At 53.7% G+C, this 21,098-nt stretch carries 24 protein-coding genes and 1 pseudogene; 8 read left to right on the top strand and 17 right to left on the bottom strand.

What is annotated here, in order from left to right:
• Position 1: 1 nt before the first annotated feature.
• The 5 genes from D3H35_RS10405 (at position 2) to D3H35_RS10425 (ending at position 3,120) form a co-directional block, all read left to right on the top strand.
• Positions 2-580 (top strand): tRNA (mnm(5)s(2)U34)-methyltransferase, encoded by a 579-nt coding sequence (locus D3H35_RS10405; protein ID WP_119149072.1) that lies wholly within the window; start codon positions 2-4, stop codon positions 578-580.
• 15 nt (positions 581-595) lie between these two features.
• The gene (locus D3H35_RS10410) at positions 596-991 is read left to right on the top strand and encodes a VOC family protein (protein WP_119149074.1); all 396 of its coding nucleotides are present in this window, start codon (positions 596-598) and stop codon (positions 989-991) included.
• A 7-nt stretch (positions 992-998) separates the two neighbouring features.
• Complete coding sequence (locus tag D3H35_RS10415; RefSeq protein WP_119149076.1) at positions 999-1,973, top strand: type I phosphomannose isomerase catalytic subunit; 975 nt, start codon at positions 999-1,001, stop codon at positions 1,971-1,973.
• A 109-nt stretch (positions 1,974-2,082) separates the two neighbouring features.
• Positions 2,083-2,574 (top strand): hypothetical protein, encoded by a 492-nt coding sequence (locus tag D3H35_RS10420; protein ID WP_119149078.1) that lies wholly within the window; start codon positions 2,083-2,085, stop codon positions 2,572-2,574.
• 21 nt (positions 2,575-2,595) lie between these two features.
• On the top strand, positions 2,596-3,120 hold the full coding sequence (locus D3H35_RS10425; protein ID WP_119149143.1) for a MogA/MoaB family molybdenum cofactor biosynthesis protein: 525 nt from the start codon (positions 2,596-2,598) through the stop codon (positions 3,118-3,120).
• 361 nt (positions 3,121-3,481) lie between these two features.
• On the opposite strand, the gene D3H35_RS10430 is transcribed toward D3H35_RS10425, so the two are convergent.
• The 7 genes and pseudogenes from D3H35_RS10430 to D3H35_RS10460 all read right to left on the bottom strand — a co-directional run bounded on the left by D3H35_RS10430 (position 3,482) and on the right by D3H35_RS10460 (position 11,407).
• Positions 3,482-4,447: an acetylxylan esterase gene (locus D3H35_RS10430; RefSeq protein ID WP_119149080.1), complete on the bottom strand. Its 966-nt coding sequence runs from the start codon at positions 4,445-4,447 to the stop codon at positions 3,482-3,484.
• A 173-nt stretch (positions 4,448-4,620) separates the two neighbouring features.
• Positions 4,621-6,396, bottom strand: coding sequence for a B12-binding domain-containing radical SAM protein (locus tag D3H35_RS10435; RefSeq protein ID WP_119149082.1), 1,776 nt, complete (start codon positions 6,394-6,396; stop codon positions 4,621-4,623).
• Between the two features lie 197 nt (positions 6,397-6,593).
• Positions 6,594-7,280: a response regulator gene (locus D3H35_RS10440; RefSeq protein WP_119149084.1), complete on the bottom strand. Its 687-nt coding sequence runs from the start codon at positions 7,278-7,280 to the stop codon at positions 6,594-6,596.
• The gene (locus tag D3H35_RS30700) at positions 7,267-7,542 is read right to left on the bottom strand and encodes a sensor histidine kinase (RefSeq protein ID WP_158594058.1); all 276 of its coding nucleotides are present in this window, start codon (positions 7,540-7,542) and stop codon (positions 7,267-7,269) included. The genes D3H35_RS10440 and D3H35_RS30700 overlap by 14 nt, the downstream gene beginning before the upstream one ends.
• Positions 7,527-9,323, bottom strand: a complete 1,797-nt coding sequence (locus D3H35_RS10450) for a sensor histidine kinase (RefSeq protein ID WP_119149088.1) — start codon at positions 9,321-9,323, stop codon at positions 7,527-7,529. The genes D3H35_RS30700 and D3H35_RS10450 overlap by 16 nt, the downstream gene beginning before the upstream one ends.
• A 60-nt stretch (positions 9,324-9,383) precedes the next feature.
• Positions 9,384-9,935, bottom strand: a complete 552-nt coding sequence (locus tag D3H35_RS10455; protein ID WP_119149090.1) for a hypothetical protein — start codon at positions 9,933-9,935, stop codon at positions 9,384-9,386.
• A 126-nt stretch (positions 9,936-10,061) separates the two neighbouring features.
• Positions 10,062-11,407 (bottom strand): annotated as a pseudogene (locus tag D3H35_RS10460) (GH1 family beta-glucosidase).
• A gap of 309 nt (positions 11,408-11,716) precedes the next feature.
• Between D3H35_RS10460 and D3H35_RS10465 the strand changes: the two are divergent.
• Positions 11,717-12,589, top strand: a complete 873-nt coding sequence (locus D3H35_RS10465) for a hypothetical protein (RefSeq protein ID WP_119149091.1) — start codon at positions 11,717-11,719, stop codon at positions 12,587-12,589.
• Positions 12,590-13,324: 735 nt separating this feature from the next.
• Here D3H35_RS10465 and D3H35_RS10475 read toward each other — a convergent pair.
• Positions 13,325-14,341: a hypothetical protein gene (locus D3H35_RS10475; protein WP_119149095.1), complete on the bottom strand. Its 1,017-nt coding sequence runs from the start codon at positions 14,339-14,341 to the stop codon at positions 13,325-13,327.
• 217 nt (positions 14,342-14,558) lie between these two features.
• On the opposite strand from D3H35_RS10475, the gene D3H35_RS10480 reads away from it, so the two are divergent.
• The gene (locus D3H35_RS10480; RefSeq protein ID WP_119149097.1) at positions 14,559-15,365 is read left to right on the top strand and encodes a Cof-type HAD-IIB family hydrolase; all 807 of its coding nucleotides are present in this window, start codon (positions 14,559-14,561) and stop codon (positions 15,363-15,365) included.
• A 494-nt stretch (positions 15,366-15,859) separates the two neighbouring features.
• On the opposite strand, the gene D3H35_RS10485 is transcribed toward D3H35_RS10480, so the two are convergent.
• The 3 genes from D3H35_RS10485 to D3H35_RS10495 form a co-directional block, all read right to left on the bottom strand.
• Positions 15,860-16,252, bottom strand: coding sequence for a rhodanese-like domain-containing protein (locus D3H35_RS10485; protein WP_119149099.1), 393 nt, complete (start codon positions 16,250-16,252; stop codon positions 15,860-15,862).
• 63 nt (positions 16,253-16,315) lie between these two features.
• A complete protein-coding gene (locus D3H35_RS10490; protein WP_119149101.1) occupies positions 16,316-16,681 on the bottom strand; it encodes a helix-turn-helix domain-containing protein in 366 nt (121 codons plus the stop codon).
• Positions 16,682-16,808: 127 nt separating this feature from the next.
• Positions 16,809-17,174, bottom strand: coding sequence for a helix-turn-helix domain-containing protein (locus D3H35_RS10495; RefSeq protein ID WP_119149103.1), 366 nt, complete (start codon positions 17,172-17,174; stop codon positions 16,809-16,811).
• A gap of 269 nt (positions 17,175-17,443) precedes the next feature.
• Here D3H35_RS10495 and D3H35_RS10500 point away from each other — a divergent pair, with 269 nt between their 5' ends.
• A complete protein-coding gene (locus D3H35_RS10500) occupies positions 17,444-17,641 on the top strand; it encodes a hypothetical protein (RefSeq protein ID WP_119149105.1) in 198 nt (65 codons plus the stop codon).
• On the opposite strand, the gene D3H35_RS10505 is transcribed toward D3H35_RS10500, so the two are convergent.
• The 6 genes from D3H35_RS10505 to D3H35_RS32245 all read right to left on the bottom strand — a co-directional run bounded on the left by D3H35_RS10505 (position 17,625) and on the right by D3H35_RS32245 (position 21,009).
• Positions 17,625-18,137: a YcxB family protein gene (locus D3H35_RS10505; protein ID WP_158594059.1), complete on the bottom strand. Its 513-nt coding sequence runs from the start codon at positions 18,135-18,137 to the stop codon at positions 17,625-17,627. The genes D3H35_RS10500 and D3H35_RS10505 overlap by 17 nt on opposite strands.
• Before the next feature lie 36 nt (positions 18,138-18,173).
• Entirely contained in the window at positions 18,174-19,133 is a 960-nt protein-coding gene (locus D3H35_RS10510; RefSeq protein WP_147355807.1) for a GNAT family N-acetyltransferase, read from the bottom strand.
• Between the two features lie 87 nt (positions 19,134-19,220).
• Positions 19,221-19,604, bottom strand: coding sequence for a DUF2500 domain-containing protein (locus D3H35_RS10515; RefSeq protein ID WP_119149111.1), 384 nt, complete (start codon positions 19,602-19,604; stop codon positions 19,221-19,223).
• A gap of 1 nt (position 19,605) precedes the next feature.
• Positions 19,606-20,259 carry an HAD hydrolase-like protein gene (locus D3H35_RS10520; RefSeq protein ID WP_119149112.1) on the bottom strand — a complete coding sequence of 218 codons (654 nt, stop codon included), beginning with the start codon at positions 20,257-20,259 and terminating at the stop codon, positions 19,606-19,608.
• A gap of 40 nt (positions 20,260-20,299) precedes the next feature.
• Complete coding sequence (locus tag D3H35_RS32240) at positions 20,300-20,644, bottom strand: hypothetical protein (protein WP_233567857.1); 345 nt, start codon at positions 20,642-20,644, stop codon at positions 20,300-20,302.
• Positions 20,641-21,009 (bottom strand): class I SAM-dependent methyltransferase, encoded by a 369-nt coding sequence (locus tag D3H35_RS32245; protein ID WP_233567858.1) that lies wholly within the window; start codon positions 21,007-21,009, stop codon positions 20,641-20,643. The genes D3H35_RS32240 and D3H35_RS32245 overlap by 4 nt, the downstream gene beginning before the upstream one ends.
• Positions 21,010-21,098 lie beyond the last annotated feature (89 nt).

Here is a 21,098-nt window from a genome sequence, read left to right on the forward strand (position 1 = left end):
CATGGGATTCCTCTCCGTGCTTAGCATGGCTCAACGGTTCGTGACGGAGCGGGCCGTTGCCGGCGATACGTTAGTGGACGCGACCGCCGGCAACGGCGTAGACACGCTGTTTCTGGCGAGGCTTGCAGGAGAACGAGGCCGCGTCTTCGCCTTTGACGTGCAAGAAGCAGCGCTGGCGAACACTCGCGACCGGCTCGATCGGGAGCCGTCGCCGTGCCGACTGGCGGAAGTAACGCTGTGCCAAGCGGGCCACGAGACAATGGCGGAGCGAGTGCCCCGTTCTCTGCATGGGGGAGTTCGTGCCGTCATGTTCAATCTCGGTTATTTGCCCGGAGCCGATCCGGCCGTCATTACAAGGACGGAGACGACTTTAGCGGCTTTAGAGGCCGCTGTCGGACTGCTTGCGGTCGGCGGAGCGCTGACTGCCGTACTGTATCCCGGCCACGAGGGCGGCGGGGACGAGGCGAAGGCGGTCGAAGAATGGTTCGGCCGAATTCCGGGCGAGCGTGCTCAAACGGTCGTTTATCGATTCCCGCAAAAACCGGCGGCGCCATACCTGGTTGCATTGGAAAAACGTTAGGAGGTTGAATTGGAAATGGCAGTACGTAAAATCGAGCATGTCGGAGTGATGGTCCATTCGCTGGATACGTCGATTCCTTTCTACGAGAACGTCGTCGGCCTTACTCATCTGGAGACGATTTTGCATACGAACGGCGTTATTCGGCTTGCTTTTCTGGCGTTTCCGGAATCCCGGGACACCGAAATCGAACTAATCGAAGGCTATGACGGGCAATTGACCGCAGAAGGACAAGTTCACCACGTCGCATTCGCGGTCGACGATCTCGATGCCGAGTACGCGCGTATACAATCGCTGGACGTTAACGGCGTGGACGATGCGATCACGACGCTGCCGAACGGAAGCCGCTACTTCTTTTTCCGCGGTCCCGACGGGGAGTTTCTCGAATTTTTTCAATCGACTAGAGGGAGATGATTCATTTATGAGCGTACAACCTTATCCGCTTCATTTTAAACCCGAATTCAAGGAAAGAGTATGGGGAGGCCGCGCGCTGGAGCAATTCGGCTTCGAGGTTCCTGCCGGTCATATCGGCGAAGGCTGGATGATCGCCGATCATCCGAACGGCGTTTCCCATGTGACGAACGGCGAGCTGGCCGGGCTTGGATTGGATCAAATCCGAGAGCGGCTCGGAGCTTCCTGGTTCGGCTCCAAGGGCGGCGAATCCGGCAATGGACGTTTCCCTCTTCTTATCAAGCTCCTGGACTGCAACGACGATCTGTCGATACAGGTTCATCCGAACGACGATTATGACGGCTTGCCGAAGGGCGAGCTGGGCAAGACGGAAATGTGGTACGTCCTCGCCGCCAAACCGGATGCCAAAATCATCTACGGCTTGAAGCCGGGCGTCGATCGCGAATCGTTGGCTTCCGCTATCGCGGAAGGCCGAATTATGGATTCTCTCCAAGAGGTGCCCGTCGTGGCGGGAGATACGTTCTACATACCTGCCGGAACGGTGCATGCCTTGTGCGCAGGCGTCGTCGTGGCGGAAATCCAGCAAAATTCGGACACGACCTACCGTCTCTACGATTACGATCGTCCGGGCTTGGACGGCAAGCCGCGCGAGCTTCATATCGAGGACTCGTTGAACGTCATCGCCTACGAGGGCTCTGGCGCTACCCGCATGAAAACAGACGGCGCCAAATCGGGCGAATGGCTTACTTTGGCGGAATCGCCTTATTTCGTTACCGACAAGGGCATCGTGAACGGAGCTTGGGAGCTAAGCACGTCCCCGGCTAGCTTCGACGTGCTGATCATCGGCGATGGCGAAGGCTCGATCGGCTACGCGAACGGTTCGGTTCACGCCCGGGCGGGCGACTGCTTCCTTATTCCGGCTAACCTCGGCTCGTATTCGCTTGAAGGCTCGATGACGGTGCTTCGGAGCCGTGTGCCTGCTTAATTCGCTTTCGAAGGAAGAGGATATGAGGCGGAATCTGTCGAAGTACTAGGCAGAACGGACTCTATTGCCGCAGCGACCAGCTAGGCGGGCGAAAGGAAGGAACCTGCATATGAGACAAGGATTCATATTAACGGGATTGGCGCTTGCGGTTTGGATCGTATCGACCCTCTTTTTCTCGCTGTTCGGGGATTGGGTGCTCGGGGAGGTCGGCGAGGCGAATTTCGGCTCCTCCCTATTCTTGCTGGAGATTCTTACATTCCTTGTTCTGATCGGCCTCTCTCTAGTGGTGAGGCTGCGTCTGTTTCCGGAAAAGGGCTCGGCTACCCGCTTCGGCTTTACGGCAGCGGCAGTCGGACTCCTTCTCGATACGTTTACCGTGATGAAGCGGGAGCAGGTGTTTCCCGACTTCTCCGAGCAGCAGCACCACGCTTGGTCGGTCTGGATGACTCTCGCTTATGCCATGTTCCTGCTCGTTCCGGCCGTGGTCGACCGTCTCGTTCCCGAGAAGAAATCCGACATACGCGCTGAGGAGCCCGAGGAGCTCGGTTTGCCGGAGGATGAAACGAAAGCTTCCTCTTATTCCGCGCATGCCGAAGAGTAAGCGAAGAAGGGCGTGATTCTCATATCCGCGTCGACCGAACAGCATAGACGGGAAGCTCCCGACAACGTAGCTTGTCTGATCCTGACGGTGTCCGATACCCGTACGCCGGATACGGACAAAAGCGGCCAGCTCATCGAGCAGCTGCTCGGAGAGCGCGGCTACCGCGTCGTCGATCGGCGAATCGTTGCCGACGAATATGCGTTAATTGCGCAGCTTCTGGACGAAGCCGCCGCAGATCCAGCCGTTGAAGCGGTACTGCTTAACGGCGGTACGGGCATAGCCGCTCGCGATACGACTTACGAAGCGGTACGGGACCGTCTTGATAAAGAAATGCCAGGCTTCGGCGAAATATTCCGGTATTTGAGCTTTACCGAGGACATCGGATCGGCCGCCATTTTATCCCGGGCAATTGCAGGGACGATCGGCAGCACAGCCGTCTTCTCGATGCCCGGCTCGACCGGCGCAGTGAAGCTCGCCATGACGCGAATCATCGTGCCCGAGCTCGGACACGTGATGAGGGAAATATACAAGGATCGCCGCGCGTAATCCATCTGCTGCGCACGGTCGCGACTCGGCTCATCTTCGGCGATTTCGACCGGAGTTGTGACGCGAATGGTCTCATTTCGGCTCTAGGTCGGCGCTTTCGTCGCTGTTGTGCTGCAAATCGTCACTACTCCTCTTTGCTCTGGCGATTTCGCCGGGAGTTGTGACGCGAAGGGTCACTACTTCTCTTTGCTTCAGCGACTTCGCCAGTGTTTGTGTCGCGAATGGTCACAATTCAGCTCTGCGTTGGCAATTTTTTCGCTGTGGCGCAATTCCTCGCAATCAGATACCCGCAATCAATCATTCAAAGGCCTTCATACCTCATCCTCCGACAAGGAGCGCGGCATGAAGGCCTTTTGGCGTTTCAAAGCAAATGGTTGTTCAAAAATTCCATCGCAAGCCGATTAAGATGACCGGTTACCGCATGTCCGGTGAATGGAGATACCTCTATCCGTTTGGGAGCGGCGATCCGGTTGTATGCGGCGAATATCGTCTCCGGCATCGTAATCGTATCCTTAAGCCCGCACGTTACGAGAACCGGAACCCTTATTCGGCAGGCCATATTCAAGTTATCGAAGTAACTTAACGTTTCGAGAACCTTCCCCAGCAATTCAGGGCGCTTGGCCGCAAACTCCGCCGCTTCCGACAACGAGCTGTTCGAGTTGAGAATGCCGTAATCCATCTGGCACATATTCGGAATATGGGCGATAGCGACAGCCGGAATGTCGGACAGAGCGGCGGCAAGCAGCACCAGCCCCCCTCCCTGGCTAATGCCATGAATGGCAATACGGGATGGATCAATCTCATCTTGCCGGGCCGCGAACTCGATCGCTTTCAACGCGTCGATCGTAATCGCTTTATAGTAGCAGGTGTCCCGATCCAATATTCCCTGCGTAATCCATCCCTTCGTCATACCGTATTCCTGCGGAAGGCGGTTGCCGGTTTCTCCGCCCTGCCCGCGAACGTCGACGGCCAATACCGCCATGCCCATAAGCAGGTAGGAGCCGTAATCCTCCGGCATCCCCTTTCCTCCCATGTAGCCATGAAAAAGCACGACACACGGCCGCTTGCGATCGGAACCGACATCCTCTTGAAAGCGAGGGAGCATATACCATCCGCTTATTCGAGTATCGTCGAAGCCTTCGAACTCAACCCGGAAAACTTCCGCGAATTTCATCGGAGTATCGACTCTTGTTCTCGAGCCATGCAGCGGCTTTGTTTCGAAATGCTTCAACGTTCGCGTCCAGTAGTCCTCCAAATCCGGCATCGCCGTCAAAGGAGGAGACATCTTTTCCAACTCTTCTATTCGTCTTGCGATAGCGTTGCTCATCCTGCAGCTATCCTCCTTATTCAAGTGGGCTTTCCCTTCATCATAAGCGGGGATGCCTAATATTCCAATCGTTCTATGAAAACTACGCCTGCGAACACACTTCCCGCCGAATGCGCCGACTAAAACAAAAAGCGACATTCCTCGGATTCACCGGAAATGCCGCTCGTTCACTTTCAGAAAGATTTCGATGGGGAGGAAGCGTCCGGCTCCGTCACCCAGCTATCCGGAATCGGCATAGCCGTCAACTGCGGCGGAGCGTCCTCTCCGGAATATAACACAAGCAGAGCCGAGCCTCCGCCTGTACGATCTGGCCTTCCATCCGCCAAAAATGCGCCGTAATCGAAGGGCAACCGGTCAAGCACCGCTTTTTTGTTCAGCTCGCGCTCGTCCATGCCGAGACGTTCCGCCGCCCACTTGAGTCCCGTCGTCCATTCTTTCTTGTCCAGACGGTCTTCCCACCACGTCTTGCGCGGCTTGTATTTGTGCTGCAAATAGTAATCGATCTTCAGCAGCCCGAACGCCACATCCATATCGAGACCTTCCGCCGCATCTTCTTGCAGGAACGACCATAGCCGAGTGAACAAATCCTCAAGCTGATGGCCGATCCGGCTCCACCCCTTCGACTCCCAATAATCGCCGAACTTCTGGAAAAAATCGAACGGGGACGGATACGCGCTCCCGATCAAATATTCCATTGTCCTGTCCATTCGGTGGGAATTCCAATATTTCTCCAGCACATCCTCCAGCCGCTTGATCCGAACGATATCCGAAAATGGCATGAGATCGTTGCCCAGCATTTCGTAAGGAGCTCGATCCATATAGATGTAGCCGTATTTGTCCGCATCGCGCCGCAGTCCCGTTCCCCGCAGCATTTTCAAAAAGCCGAGCTGCAGCTCTTCCGGTCTGAGCGCGAACACCTCGTTGAACGTTCGCCGGAACGTATCGTAATCCTCATGCGGCAAGCCGGCGATCAAATCGAGATGCTGGTCGATCTTGAGACTGCTTTTTACTTTATTTACCGTACGGGAAAGCTTGGCGAAATTCTGGCGGCGCTGCACCGCGAGATTCGTCGGATCGTTCGTCGACTGAACGCCGATCTCGAAGCGGAACACTCCCGGAGGCGCATGCTCGGACAGAAAATCGAGAACCTCGGGACGCATAATGTCCGCCGTGATCTCGAATTGGAATACGCAGCCCCGGTGATTGTCGATGAGGAACTGGAACACTTCCATCGCATATTCCCGCTTGATATTGAACGTCCGGTCAACGAATTTGATCAGCTTCGCACCGTTATCGATCAAGTAAGTAAGCTCGGCCTTCACCCACTCGATGTCAAAATAGCGCACGCCTACCTCGATGCTCGACAGACAAAATTGGCAACTGAACGGACAGCCTCGGCTCGTCTCGAAATAGACGACGCGATTCGGCAGACTCGGTATGTCCTCGGCAAAACGGTACGGCGACGGAATATCGTTCAAATCGAGCTTCGGACGGCCGGGATTGATGACCGCTTGTCCGTTCTTCCGGTAAGCGAGGCCGAAGACGAAATGGTACTTGTTGTCCCCTGACGCGATCTGTCTCAACAAATCCCGGAACGTCTCTTCCCCTTCGCCCATAATAATGAAATCGACATCCTTCAGTCGATCCATCCAATGATCCGTATCGTAGGACACTTCCGGTCCTCCGAGCACGATCTTCACGTCCGGCAGCACCTTGCGCAGCATATCGATGACGGTAATCGTCTCTTCGATGTTCCAAATGTAGCAGGAAAACCCGATCACGTCGGGCTTGCGCGAGTAGAGATCGGAGACGATGTTCATCGCGGGGTCTTTTATCGTGAATTCGGCGAGCTCGATAGGAAACTCGTCTTTGCAAAATGCTTTCAAATAGTGGATCGCAAGCGACGTATGAATATATTTGGCGTTCAGCGTCGCGAGTACGACGTTCATGGCGTACTTCCTTTCCTTGAGCAAATCTTCTGTATCTATTGTAACGGAAAAAAATCGGAGAGGAAACAGCCGTGCATGCCGGCAAAATGCAAAGAAGCCGGCCGGACGATTCCGTCCTTGGCCCGCTTGCCGCATCCTTCGTTTGCCAAAAGGTCCCGCTTCCGTCCAGTTACCGGCTTTATGCTCCCCTTTCCGCCCTATTTCACCCTTCCCTCATCCAGCTTCAGCTTCTCCCTGGCCAGCACGATCGCATGGGCGCGGTCGGATACTTGCAGCTTGTTCAAAATATTGGATACATGGTTCCGTACCGTCTTCGTCCGGAGACCAAGCTTCGCGGCAATATCCGCGTTATTGAGCCCTTGCGCGATCAGATCCAGCGCCTCGCGTTCCCGTTCGGTAAGCTCGGGGAACGCCTCCTCTGCCGCCGAACGGCTCTGCGAGTCGAAATAATAGATCATTCGCTTCGCGATGACCGGACTGAATATCGCTTCCCCATCGGCAGCGGCGAATACGGCCCGGATAATTTCCCTGCGCCGGGAGCCTTTGAGCAAATAGCCTCTCGCCCCCGCTCTCATGGCGGAGAACACCGAGGCATCGTCGTCGAGCATGCTCAGCATCAGAATGCCGATATGCGGACTCGCGCGCGTAATCGCTCTTGCAGAATCGATGCCGTTCATCTCCGGCATATGCACGTCCATGAGAACGACGTCGGGCTGAAGACGTTCCGCCAACGCCACCGCTTCCAAGCCTGTCTCCGCCTCGCCCACAACTTCGAATTCCGGTACGGAGCGAAGAATGGACGTCAATCCGTCCCTGTATACCGGGTGATCGTCGGCGAGCAATATGCGTATTCGTTCCAAATCGGTACTGCTAGGCAATTCCATCGTCCATCTCCTCTCTCCCGCAAGGAATGGTCACCTGAACGGACGTTCCTTGGCCCGGAATCGTTCGCAGCCGAAAGCTTCCGCCCAATTCCTCCGCCCGCTCCTTCATCGACCTGATGCCGATACCCGGAACGTAAGGCTCCGGCACTCCCCTTCCGTCATCGTCGATTTCTATTCGCGCGACGCCCTTATCCTCAAATAAACGAACGATGCATCCGTTTGCTTCTCCGTGACGGATCGCATTCGTCAGCGCCTCCTGCACGATTCGGTATACCGCCGTCTCTGCGGCTGCGTGCAGCCGGGGAAGCCGGCTGTCCTTTCGACGGCAACGCGAACGCCGCCTTCCTGAAAGCGGATCGCCATCTCGCACAGCGCGCTGACGAGACCAAGCTCGTCCAGCGCCGGCGGGCGAAGCGCGTGCACCAGCCGGCGAATGTCGGCTATCGCTTCCTCGATTCCGGACTGAATGTCCGTCAATTGCCGATGAAGTCTCGCGTCTCCTTCATAGCTGTCGGCCACCGTATCCGCTTTGAGCAGGACGGTAGCAAGCCCCGCTCCGAGCCCGTCGTGAAGATCTCTTCTCAAGCGCCTTCGTTCTTCCTCTCTCGCCGTGACGAGACGCTCCCTCGATTGCTGGAGCTCATCGGCCAGTCGCGCCGAATGAATGGCGACGCTTAATTGATGAGTGAGGTGCTTCAGCAGCTCCGCCGTATCGGCCGCCGTTTCTCCCTGCTGGGGCAGACCGCCCAACACCAGCGCCCCCAACGATTCCTCTAGCCTGTTCAGAGCGATTTCCGTTACCGGCAGCCTTATCGTCCCGTAGGAAGCAAGCTCCGTTCTTCCTTTTTCCGAATGCAGTACTAGCGCCGCATAGGGAGCCTGCAGCGCTAGAGCGATGCCCGCGACCGCCTCCGGCCAAATCGCGTGCTGTCCCGACATATCGTCCAATCTGGCCGCAAGCTTCGTCAAGGTTTTGTAGGGATTTTCCGATTCGCCGTAAACGAGCCGGTTCATTCCTCTTTGCAGCCGGACATACAGCGGGTGCGCCAACATCGCCGCCAGCCCGCACGCCGCCATGGAGACGAGCAAGCTCATGTCGCGAACGAACAAGCTGAAGCCTCCGACGACCGAAGCATACAACAGCGCGATTAGAACGCTCAACGTCGACATGACGATCGCGCGTTGCAGGACGACGGCGCCCGCACCCATACGCCGGTTCATCATGCCGACTCCGATCGAGAACGGCCAGAACAGCAGACCGGCGAAGAACGCGACCTGTACGACGAGAAGCGCCAAACCGCTGCCCATTACATAAGGCAGCGCCAGACACAAACCGGTCCCCAAATAGGCTAGAACGCTGAAGCAGAACCATTTCAACTGCCGTTTCTCTTGCGCCGAAGCTGCACTCGAATACCGCCGGCGAATAGTTACAAGCAGCGGACCGTGTGTCAAAATGACCAGAGCCGTCATAAACAGCGGGCTCCAATTCAACTCCTCCCACGTGCCGGGAATAAAATGCCGGATCGTTTGGGTTCCCGCCCATATCACAGACGGCGCGACGGTCCATTTCGGGACGAACCGTCCGTCCGGGAACAGAAACAGGAAGGGCAAATAATAGGAGCCTATTCCGTTCAAAACGATAAACCACCCGTACACGGTTGGAAAAGAACCTTCCAACGACTGCTCGACCGTCGTAAAAATCGTACCCGTAATAATTAGAAACAACGAGGCTGTCATGCAATAGACGTCTTTGCGTCCGTAACGGAACAGAAGCGCCCCTACGGCAAGCGATGCAAGTCCGGCTATCGTCATGAACGCAGTCACGAGCCCCCCGTAAAATTCGGTCGACAGTCCGTAACCGCTCAGTTCATCGGCAAAGCGCGCCGTCATTTGCAAGGAAGAAGCGCAATGCTCGACATATCCGCAGTCCGTTCGGAGCAGCGAATATCCTTTCCATTTGGACAGAATGAACACGGAGGCGGCCATCGCAAAAATGACCGCCCATCCGAGTTGAAGCATCGTTTTCCCCACTGAGAGCTTCATGAGTGCTCCTCGGCTTCGTTCGGCGAGTCCGCTCGCCTTTTATAACCCATTATACCAATCCTAAGAAGATACGGAACTATAAACAGACTTGTTCTTGACGGTCTTGTCAGCCACGATATACAAGCCGAAGCCGATGTATGCGAGTCCCCACAGTGTAGTCGCCCATTCCGTCACAAGCGGAATGAAGGAGGCGACCGGGAACAGCAGGAACAGCGCGACAGGCCAGACAGGGTATATTCGCGCTCTTACGGTCTGAATCGCGAACATGATCATTCCGAGAAGGGCGGCTCCCGAATTAATGGACAATACCGTTTCTTTCAAGGTTCCGGTGTTCGAGCCCATGATTTGAGACCATACCAGGCAAGTTGTCAGCGTATTGCTTAGCGTAATGAGCACGTAGGAAATAAACCCTGTCACTCCGGTTTTGTGCGATTGATAATAGTGAATGCCGAACCATCCGATCGTCATCAGACAGCAAGCGATCATTGCGAACGTCAGCTCTTGGTCGCTATCCGTTCCCCAAATAACCGCGCTCGGCGACATTCCGATTCTGGCGATGCCTCCCAGTATGGCAATCCAGGCCAGCGCTTTCGTCATGCTCTCGACTTTCATCCCGTGCATTCCTCCGATAATGGATATTCCGGACACTCGAATGTTCCGGTCTCATTATCGAAGGTAACAGTCCCTGCGTCCCGTCGTCATGGGGACGGTGTCCCGGCCGTCCGGGAATTGCCGTCATTAAGCGTCGAATCCACGATCCGCGATTACTTTTTGAATGAAAAAATAGCTGTCCTTCGGATGGCGCTCCAGCGTCGCGTAGTTCGTGTAGACGATGCCGAAACGTTTGCGGTAGCCTTCCGCCCATTCGAAGTTGTCGAGCAGCGACCAAGCAAAATAGCCTTTCAGCGGAACGCCGGACTCGATCAGACGGTGAAGCTGAATGAAATGCTTCTTGAAATATTCCGTTCGCTTAGCATCGTGAACCCGTTTGTCCGAAGTCAGCTCGTCCTCGTAGCAGGCGCCGTTCTCGGTAATGTATATCGGCGTATCGCCGTATTCCTCGCGAACCCAGGTCAGAACCTTGTGCAGCCCGTCCGGATACACATTCCAATCCATGTTGGTACGCTCAAAGCCGACCTGCACTTCCTCGCAATCGAAATCTCCTTCGTCCTTCTGGTAGCGGCCGAAGCCTCCGCTATAGTAGTTGATGCCGATGAAATCGATCGTTTGCGAAATGGTCTCCATGTCGCCCGGCAGGATCGGAACCTCTGCCCCTTCGACTTGAACCAATCGACCAGAAAATCCGGGTAGCTGCCCTTAAACGTCGGCTGCATGAACCATTCGTTGAACACGCCGCGGTTCCGGCGAGCCGCCTCCGCATCCTCCTGCGAAGTCGTGTATGGCTCCCACCAGTAAAGGTTGTGAGTCGTGCCGATCTCGCCTTGGATGCCGAGCTTGCGGAACAGCTTGACCGCTTCGCCGTGTGCCACCATGCAATGGTGGGCAACGGTCAGCGCGGTTTGCAAATCTTTGTTGCCCGGCGCATGAGCGCCGATCCAGTTCGACAGAAAAGAGACGCACCACGTCTCGTTGAACGTGATCCATTGTTTGATTTTGCCATCGAAGGCGCGGAAAACGGTTTCTGCGTAACGTGTAAAAGCTTCGATCGTCTCGCGGTTTTCCCAGCCGCCTTTGTCCTGCAACGCTTGCGGCAAATCCCAGTGATACAGCGTGACGCATGGCTCGATGCCCGCCGCAAGCAGCGCGTCGACGACACGGCGGTAATAGTCCAGACCTTGGGCGTTCAGCTCTCCGGTTCCGTTCGGATATAGACGAGGCCATGCGATAGAGAAGCGGTACGCCTTGACTCCAAGCTTCTTCAGAAGCGCTATATCCTCCTCATAGCGGTGATAGCTGTCGCAAGCGGCGTCGCCGTTATCGCCGTTCGCTACTTTGCCGGGAGTCTTCGAGAACGTGTCCCAGATCGACGGACCGCGCCCGTCTTCGTTATAGGCGCCTTCGATCTGGTAAGAAGCGGTCGCCGTCCCCCAGACAAAATCTTCAGGAAAATACAATCGTGCCAATGTCGATCCCTCCGAGCAAAAACGTCTTACGCGTCCTCCGGACGTCGAAGAAGCTTTGCCAAAATGAAGTTACTGAACTCGCCAAAATGAGCTTTAATTAAATTCGGCGGTCTTCCTCATTGTACATGGAAAACGTTTTACATACTGCATGCGATATTGGCATTTCGTTATCGATATTGGTGTTATGCGACGGTTTTCCCGTGTCGAAGCCGACGCGATTTTCATGAAACTTTCAGCTCGTTTTCATGTTTCCTAGCGGTAAAATAAGTAAACTTAGGAAGAATAATTTGATCCCATGGAGGTCCGATCGTGTCGAAAATCCAAATGCCGCTCTTGACGGCGGCGCTTATGCTCCTCGCTATATGGCTTGCCGGCTGCTCCGATCAAAATTTGGCAGGCGCTCCAGCCGAAGCGACAAGCGGATCCGAAGAAAGCTCCTCGGCCGGCAGCGAACCTTCGGCTAGCCCGGAAGCTTTTGGCGATGCATCGGAGAGCGTCGTTCCGGAAGAAGATTCGCAGGATGCTTCTAGAAGCCCCGAGTCTCCTCTTGCGTCTGAGCCTGAGAACGCTCCCATCGAGTCTTCGGCTCCTGCCGAAGAGAAACCGGCAGCGTCTCCGAAGCTTGAGCCGAAGAATGAGGGCGAGAAAAAGACCGGCAATGGAGAAAAAGCCGACGCAGCCAAGGATAACAAAGCATCGGTCGCTACTCCGCCGAAGGGAACCCCATCGCCTTCCGCGAAGCCGACGCCGTCGGCCCAGAGCGCGCAGAATGGCGAGCCCAAGCCGGACAACGCCGGCTCCGGCATCATGGGAAAGATCAAAAGCATCAGCGGCAACTCGATAACGGTATACATAGCCTCCGCTCCCGGACACCCCGGCGAAGCTCCGCCCAAGGACGGAAAGGAGAGCGCGGAGCCGAAGGAGCCGTTTTCCGCAGAGACGCAAGCCGTCATCGTCACGGACGGAACGAAAATCGTGTCCGTTACGTTCGAAAACGAGAAACGGACGGAAACCGCGATTAAGCTTGCCGGTCTTAAAGCTGGCGCTTTTGTGATGATTGAACTGGACGGAAGCACGCAAAATGCGAAGTCGATTGCTCTGCAAGCCGAAGGCCAGCGCGGTCCGGGACCCGAAGGTCGGGGACCTGCGCCCTCCGGCGCTCCGCAAGGAACGAAAGAGTAGCGGGTTGCGCGCGAATGGCTGAATACAGCGAATCCCGCCAGTTCGGATTGCGTCGCAGCATGCAAATAGCCATGTTGGGTTGGGCTACAGAGTCGGATGTGAGTCGCAGCTTACAAATAGCCATGTGGGGTTGGGTTGCAGACTCGGATGTGCGTCGCAGCGTGCAAATAACCATGTTGGGTTGGGCTACAGAGTCGGATGTGCGTCGCAACGTGCAAATAACCATGTTGGGTTGGGTTGCAGACTCGGATGTGCGTCGCAGTGTGTAAATAGCCATGTTGGGTTGGGCTACAGAGTCGGATGTGCGTCGCAACGTGCAAATAACCATGTTGGGTTGGGCTACAGAGTCGAATGTGCGCCGCAGCGTGCAAATAACCATGTTGGGTTGGGCTACAGACTCGGATGTGAGTCGCAGCTTGCAAATAGCCATGTGGGGGTGGGCTGCAGACTCGGATGTGCGTCGCAGCTTGCAAATAGCCATGTGGGGTTGGGCTGCAGACTCGGATGTGCGTCGCAGCTTGCAAATAGCCATGTGGGGTTGGGCTGCAGACTCGGATGTGCGTCGCAGCTTGCAAATAGCCATGTGGGGTTGGGCTACAGACTCGGATGTGCGTCGCAGCTTGCAAATAGCCGGACAATGTTGGGTTATCTGCTCCGATGTCGACATGCCAGGAAGGGCTGTTCCCCGGTCTATTAAGACCTTAAGGAACAGCCCTTCCTGTTCTTCTGTGCTGTTTAAGCTTTTGGCAGCGCGTTGCGGGCTTCCGTCTCAAGGCCGTCGCGGAACGCCTTCACTTCCGGAACATCCTGCTGCGAGCCGTCCTTGGATTTGTCGAACACCTTATCGTTCGTCTTGGCGAGAACGTCCAGCAGCTCTTTCGCAAGCTTGCCCGTTACCGTATCGGGATGCGCCTCTGCGGTTTTCTTATACTGAGCCTTCACCTCCGGCAACGCTTTGAACGTTTCGTAATCAAAGATCGGCGTGTTGTTAAGCCCCGTCAAATACATGTTCAAGTAATTCGCGAACCGATCCTCGACTTTGACTCGTTCCGGCGAATCCGGGTATTGACGGATGAATGCTTCGGCCGCCAGCGCCCGATCGGCCAACTGTTCCCATGTAATTACAAGGCCTGCATCCTTGGCCGTCGCCTCGTTCGACTCCGTCGCTTGAAGCGCCAGATAAGCTTGCATGGACGGACTCGCTCCATCGTCAATTTCCTGAAGCTTAGCGTAATCGACGATCGGAAAGACGAACCCTTCCGCCGTTTCCAGCTTATATCCTCCGTCTATCGCGTCTTCCGCCAGCTTTTTAACGCTTTCGTCCGGGATTGCTTTTATCTGCTCTTCCGTTACGGGGAATTGCAATTCCGCCAGCGACTTCTGGATGTTCTCTTCCTCGAACTTTTTGGACGTTGTCTCCAGGTTAGCGTCGTAATATGTTTCCATGGCGCGGATCAGCTCATCGGCCGTGGAAGTGTCCGATTTTCCGAGCGCGTCCTTCAACTCCCCGAACAATTCGTCCGGCGCGGCTTGTCCGGCTTGAGCTTTCTCCTTGAACGCTTCCAATATCGTCTGTCCGGCAGGCTCGCTGCTTGAAGGTGATGCGGAGGACGTTTCGGTCGGCGCTCCTGCGGGAGATTCGGCTGACGAGGTATTTGCAGGGCTCTCCTCCTTGCGAGCTCCGCAGCCTCCAAGAACGAGCGCCGCAGCTATGACGAAGAGTAAAGCTTTTGTTTTTTTACTTGTTTTCATGTTCGCAACCTCCTCTTTTCTAATTTCTTTGACGAAAAACGGCCGACGAAGGTTACCGCGAACTCCGAAAGTTTACGAAATGTTTACAACCCGGCAAACCGATAGCCGGAATTCGCGAACCTTCCGTCTATTACCCGAATTGCTTGGCATTCCTTCCCTACTCTTCGCATTTACGCTACAATAGAACGGATTGCAAGCCCCGGAGAGGATGACGACAATGACTTACCGCCTCGTAGCTATGGATTTGGACGACACTTTGCTGAACGACGAATTGAAGGTAACGGATACGACCCGCCAAGCGATGGCCGATGCGATCGCTCGCGGCGTGCATCTGACGATTGCCACGGGACGGATGTACGATTCGGCTCGCCAAACCGCCAGTCAAGTCGGTCTGAACGTTCCCATTATTACTTATCAAGGCTCCTTGATCAAAAACCTGTTGGACGGGGAAGTGCTGTACGAACGCTCCGTTCCGCCGGCTGCCGCAGAAAAGCTCTATCAATATTGTCTGGCTCACGGACTTCATTTGCAGACCTACATTGACGACAAGCTCTACACTCCGGAGGAAAACGACAAGCTGTTCTCCTATGTGAAGCAGTCCAATATTCCTTATACGGTCGAGTCGGACTTCGGCAAGCTCGTCTCGAATCCGAAGCAGACGAAGCTGCTTATTATCGACGAACCCGCAAAGCTCGATGCCATGATCCCGGAGCTTAGAGAGCTGCTCGGTCCCGAAGTGCATGTCACCAAATCGAAACCGAACTATCTCGAATTCATGCATCACGAAGGAACGAAAGGTCATGCTCTTCGTTTCCTTGCCAAGCATTTTGACATTCCGATTGAAGAGACGATTGCGATGGGCGATGCGATGAACGACCACGAGATGGTGGAAGCGGCTGGGCTCGGAGTCGCAATGGCCAACGCCGTTCCGGCACTCAAGGAGATTGCCGACTACGTTACGCTCAGCAACAACGACGACGGCGTTCGTCACGTTCTGGAGAAATTTATTTTGAACGCGGAATAAAGAGGCTCCGATATGCAAAAAACGAACAAGCACCGACTTTCGCGGACTGCGAAGGCTGGTGCTTGTTCATTTGGTTGCGCCTTCGAGCGCAACACTCATCCGCATGGCGACGGGTTTACAGATGCCTGCATTTGATACATCTAATTTTTCAAAAATCGCCATTTCAATTGCGGTTAGCTGCAAAAAGTACATCTAGTTAGTCAATAACAGCAGAAAATGGAGCTATGGTGCGAAAATAGCGGTATGTCATACAGTTAGCCGCATCCACTCTTGAAATCGCAGGTCAACTAAATGTTCCTTTTACAGTTATTTTCACCGAAATGCCGCTATTGCTCGATTGTTACCGACGCTCTATTCCACTTTAGTCAGGTATTTTCCCTAAACCGCGCCGTCTGGCATTCCTAGCTCCGATCCGGTCTCGACCGGTAATCCTTATTCCAAATCTGTGCTCGACCGGTAATCCTTATTCCAAATCTGCGCTCGACCTGCAATCCTTATTCCGATCCGGTCTCGACCTGCAATTCCGCAATCGATCCGGACTCGACCTGCAAGCCCGCCTCCAGCCAGCCGTTGATCCCTTCCGGCATATAGGCCGCGTTCTCATAGCCCATTTCCATGGCCCGTCTAGCCGCGGTCAGCGATGCGCTGCAACGAACCTCAAGGCAATAGAACAACACAAAGGCATTCTTGTCCGCAGGCAGCTCGCTCTCCGTATAACGACCCGGATCGAGGCGAGCCGATCCCGGAATACGATGCTTCTCAAATCGCCGCAACGGATTGCAGTCATAAATATAACAACGAACGCTCCCGCTCAGCGCTAATCGAACCTCCTCCACCGACATCGCGGACGGTTGGAAGGAAGAACGATTTTTAGCTCCCAAGTCCATCTCCCTAACTCCCCTATCGCCTATCAAAAAACCGGACGCTTCTACGCCCGGCTCTCAATCCCGCTATTCACCAGCTTCTTCTTTTTTGCGACGATCCTTTTCGCGCTTGGCCTTGAGCAGCCTGTACATCTCCAGGTTGTCGAGAAGAAACAAACCTTCTTCATTCGAGAGCAGCTCCGTCGCGCCGTTCACCGTAATCCGATTTGGGTCGGTGTCTTCGTGTCCGGACGTCGATCCGGTAATGAGCCAACCGACAGACACCTCATACAGGCTGGCAAGCTCCCGAAGAATTTCGTTATCAGGCTCCGATTTATTGTTCTCGTATTTGGATATCGTCGTAAAATCGATTCCGAGCTTATTTGCGACGTCGGTCTGCGTCAGCTTCTTGCCGTTTCGAGCATACTTCAATCGATTGCCAAACGTCGTCATCCGACTCAATCCCCTTTTCTAACCTCAGTATAAGGGATTAAATGTATTCTCTAAATAAACTTGACGAATATTCAAATTTGAGGTTATGATTTGGGTGATTGGAAAGAACGACATCTTCCTCTTTCCGCTATTCGCCAGCTTCTTCTTTATTGCGCCGCTCCTTCTCGCGCTTCGCCTTGAGCAGCCTGTACATCTCCAGATTGTCGAGAAGAAACAACCCTTCCTCGTCCGATAGCAGCTCCGTCGCGCCGTTCACCATAAGGTGGTCAGGAGCGGAACCTTCGTCTTCAGACGTAGATCCGGTAATGAGCCAGCCGACGGATACCTCATAGAGATTGGCAAGCTCCCGAAGAATTTCGTTGTCGGGCTCCGATTTATTGTTCTCGTATTTGGATATCGTCGTAAAATCGAGTCCGAGCCTAGCAGCCACATCGGTCTGCGTCAGCTTCTTGCCGTTTCGAGCATTCCTCAATCGATTGCCAAACGTCGTCATCCGATTCAATCCCCTTTTCTAACCACAGTATAAGGGATTAAATGTATTCTCTAAATAAACTTGACGAATATTCAAATTAACACTTGTTATTTGAAAATAATTCAAGTTAAAATATGGATAACCCTATTCTCTACTTAAGGAGGACTTACCGCCTATGCACTCGTCAATATGGCTGTTCATTGTTGGAATTCCCTGCCTCGCTCTTTGCTGCTATATGGAGTACAAGCATCGTCGCGATAACGGCAGTACGTCCCGAGAGAGTCGTCCAAATGAACGTATTCTGGATGCTGCCCGACACAACCGTCCATAAGCAGGAAGTGGCCGATATCGAACAGCTCATGTTCCTAATGCGGATGGTGACCACGACTTCCATCAAAGGCCGAGCCTACCGAATCTCCGATACCGAGTTGCTGGTCGACAGCGACAGAATATCGATTGTCGTGACGCTCGTTAACGCCGAAGCTTAAGCCTTGGAGCGGGTACATGCCGCTTCAACAAGTCCAAGACGACTTCCAGATCGGCCAAATCTCTCTTTGGCAGAACGAACGCCTTATTTTTCGCCATGTAAATCAGGATCGACGGACCGGAATCAGCGACTTTATAGATTTCATCCCACTTGGCATCCAGACTGGACGCCCCCGTCTCGTGATGGATGCCTTCTTCGGTTAACCGGATTTTTTGCTTCAGCTGCAGTACCCGGTCGCCATTGAATATTTTGCGGACACGCTGCCCGATGCGCCATACTTGGTACCAGACTAGCCCGCCAGCTACAAGCACGGCGACCGGAATCGCGAAGAGCACGTTCATCTTGTCTTCGGAGCCAAAATGAACGGCGATTACGATTAAGCAAACGTAGAACGCAAAGAGACCAACCAATTGCGCTTTGCTTTGGTAAAGAGTGTACTTGCGAAAATCTTCGGCCGTCAAATTAACGGTTGCCTCGTACGGCTGTCTGTCGTCCATTCCGTCGCTCCCCATCCTGGTTGCCATTTTTAGCGGTTATACCGGTCCTAGCTTTTTCTCCATTTTCAACGCTTTTACGGAGCCTTCCGGACGTACGACCAGTTCCTGATCGATGATCTCATAACCGCGATCCTGATACAGTACCATGTTGTTCTGAACGCTCTGTCTTACTTTGCACCGACTGTAAAGCTTCCCTTGGCCGACGCCGCGCTGTTCGATCCATTGTATGAGCTTCTTGGCGTAGCCTCTTCTTCTGCGGGCCGGCAGCACCGACAGACGGAAGAAATAGATGGAGTCCTCCTCCATGCGGAATCGAACCATTGCGGCTGCCTTGTCGTCTTCGTACAGGATCGCCGCAGATTCGCTTCCATTGCGAATCGCCTCACGAATAGATTCGACTGTCTCCGATAACGCGCTGGATGGTGGCACCGCTGCCCGGTATTCTTCGAATGCGCCCATCATAAGCGCATGAATCGTCCCGGCCTCTTCCTCTCCCGCTTCGCGAATTTCGACGATTGGGTCGTGTCGCGGACGGGAGACCGGAGCGGTCTGATCCGACGATGGCAAAGCTTTCACTTGTTCCTCCGCCGACTCCCCTTCGCTTTCTCCCTCGTCTCCCGATTCTCCAGTCTCGATGCGTTGCTCTGCCTTTTCGGCTCGGATCTCGCCTTTGAAATAGGCGCGAGTCGACAGCACGAAAAACATCAGAAGGATAATCAATCCCACGACCATCTGAATCATGTTCGTCAGCGTAAAGAAAATGAGCAGCATGGAGAACAACAGTGACGGAACGAATTGCTTCCGATTAATCGACCGTTGTGCCAAGTACAAAGATGCGATAGGCAAAAACAGGTTCACCGCGATGACGCCGATCGAACGCCCGGTGACGTCGCCGGCCTTCATTGTGGAAATAGCCGATACGTAGGCGAGCAATAGCATAGCCATATTCGTGTAAAGCAAAATCTGGATCATTCGTACGCTTTTTGGTTTTTGCAACGTGGAATCCTCCCAGTTCAAGCTGTCAACATGCACTTACGATGAGTGTACCATACCAAACACGGACGGTTCCACGATGCTATCGCTTCAAATCCGATCGAACCCTTTGAATCTTGTACCTTGATGAGTCAAGGTGCCTTGGTCTCCCGCTGCGATGAGACCGTAATGCTTCGTCGCTACAGGCAATTCCACGCGCGTCCCATCCTCGAACTCGAACGTCACGTAATAATTCGTATTCGCGCTGGAGTCGCCGGAGCCTCCCCATACTTCCGTTCTTTTATCGACGACCTTCGCTTTTCGAACCTGAATGGACGCTGCGTTATTCGAGCTCCAGATGGAGAGCCCTTTAACGATAACGTATAAAAAAGTTCCTGCAACCAACGCAACAACGATACCGCCGAATATTTTGAAAAACAAAGGCAGTTCGCTCATAAAACCAAAAAAACCATCCGGTTCCGCATAAGGATTCATCCTATATCTCCTCGCCCGTCTCAGAAAAAAGCACATTCGCGATTTCTTGAGGACGGTCAATTAAGTAATCGGGATTTGCCGCCGCAAGAAGCGCTCTGTCTTCCACTCCCCAAGTAACCGCAATAATCGGCACGCGGGACTTCCTGCAAGCTTGTATATCTCTTGTTTCATCCCCGACGTAGATCAGTTCCTCCCGGGATAACCGATGCTGCTTTCGGTATTGATTGATTGTCCGATGTTTACCGAATAACCCATTCGCGGAATACACATGATCGAAAATAGAAATTTCGCGATTCCGAAGATACTCTCTGACGTTAGCTTCCGAGTTCGAAGTCAGAATCGACAGCACATACCCTTGCTCCTTCAATCGCTCCGCGGCCTCCAGCACCCCATCTATCATACGAATCAAATGCAATTGCGTTTGATATTTTTGCTTAAACTGACGAGCAACGTTCCGAATGAAAAAGATTCGGTGCATCGGAACGCCCAACGCTTTGATCCGCTCCCGTAACGGAACGTTCATAAGGGCTCGATATCGATCCTGATCCAGCTTTGTAAAGCGGTACTGCCCGGCAATTTCGTTATAAATATCGACGACCGCTCCGAGAGAATCAACGATCGTACCGTCAAAGTCGAACACAACATGCTTGATCATGCCGGATCACCTCCAGAAAATCCCTTGGTTCTTACAACCTTCAATCTTGATTCTCCTGGACAAGTTTACACTTAATAATAAATGTCGACGGATACCTTTCAGCCTTTGATTTTGAATACCAGGAGTGCGGGGTGCTTGTATCTTCGTTTGGGAATTCGACGTCTTCGACTAATTTCTCGATTTGAAATCCGGCAGCAATCAATTCATTAATGAAGGTGCTCATCCTTCTAAAATTAAAAACGGCAGGGGTCGGCTTCCAAGCTTCATGCAGCTTAGGCGCTTCTTCATGATAAGAATGGGCAAACTGCAATTGATCCTGATCATAAATAACCCTGCTATGGATCGGATGCTCCCAGCTAAAAATAAATGTTCCGCCCGGCTTCAAATAGCTTTTAAATCAAAATATCCTTCGGGAATTCCGGGATTCTCCTCCATCGGGGACTCGAAAATAAAAGGACTGTCCTCCCAGCCTAGTACCTTGTTGGCGGCAACGACTTGATTCCTCGAAAGATCCAGCCCCCATGCTTCCTTCACTCCGCGCGAAATCATATACTTCATGGAATGGCCGCTGCCGCAGCCAATCTCTAACACATTTAAGCCGGATAAATCGTCGCCAAAAAGGTTCAGCTTCTTTTCCGTAGGCGCATAGGGACCAAACTCAGGCAATGCCGTTCTTCCAAAAAAACGCTCCGACGCCGCGTCCCAGCTTTGTTTATTGATTTGAAGATTCTCGGCTATTGTTTCATTCATTGGTATTCACCGCTCTCTTTTCAAACCTCTTTATAATCGCTTGCCAACTCTCGACCAAATCTTCGAAAAATAAACGTATTTCACTTTGC

This window comes from Cohnella faecalis (genome assembly GCF_003570905.1).
Classification (GTDB): domain Bacteria; phylum Bacillota; class Bacilli; order Paenibacillales; family Paenibacillaceae; genus Cohnella; species Cohnella faecalis.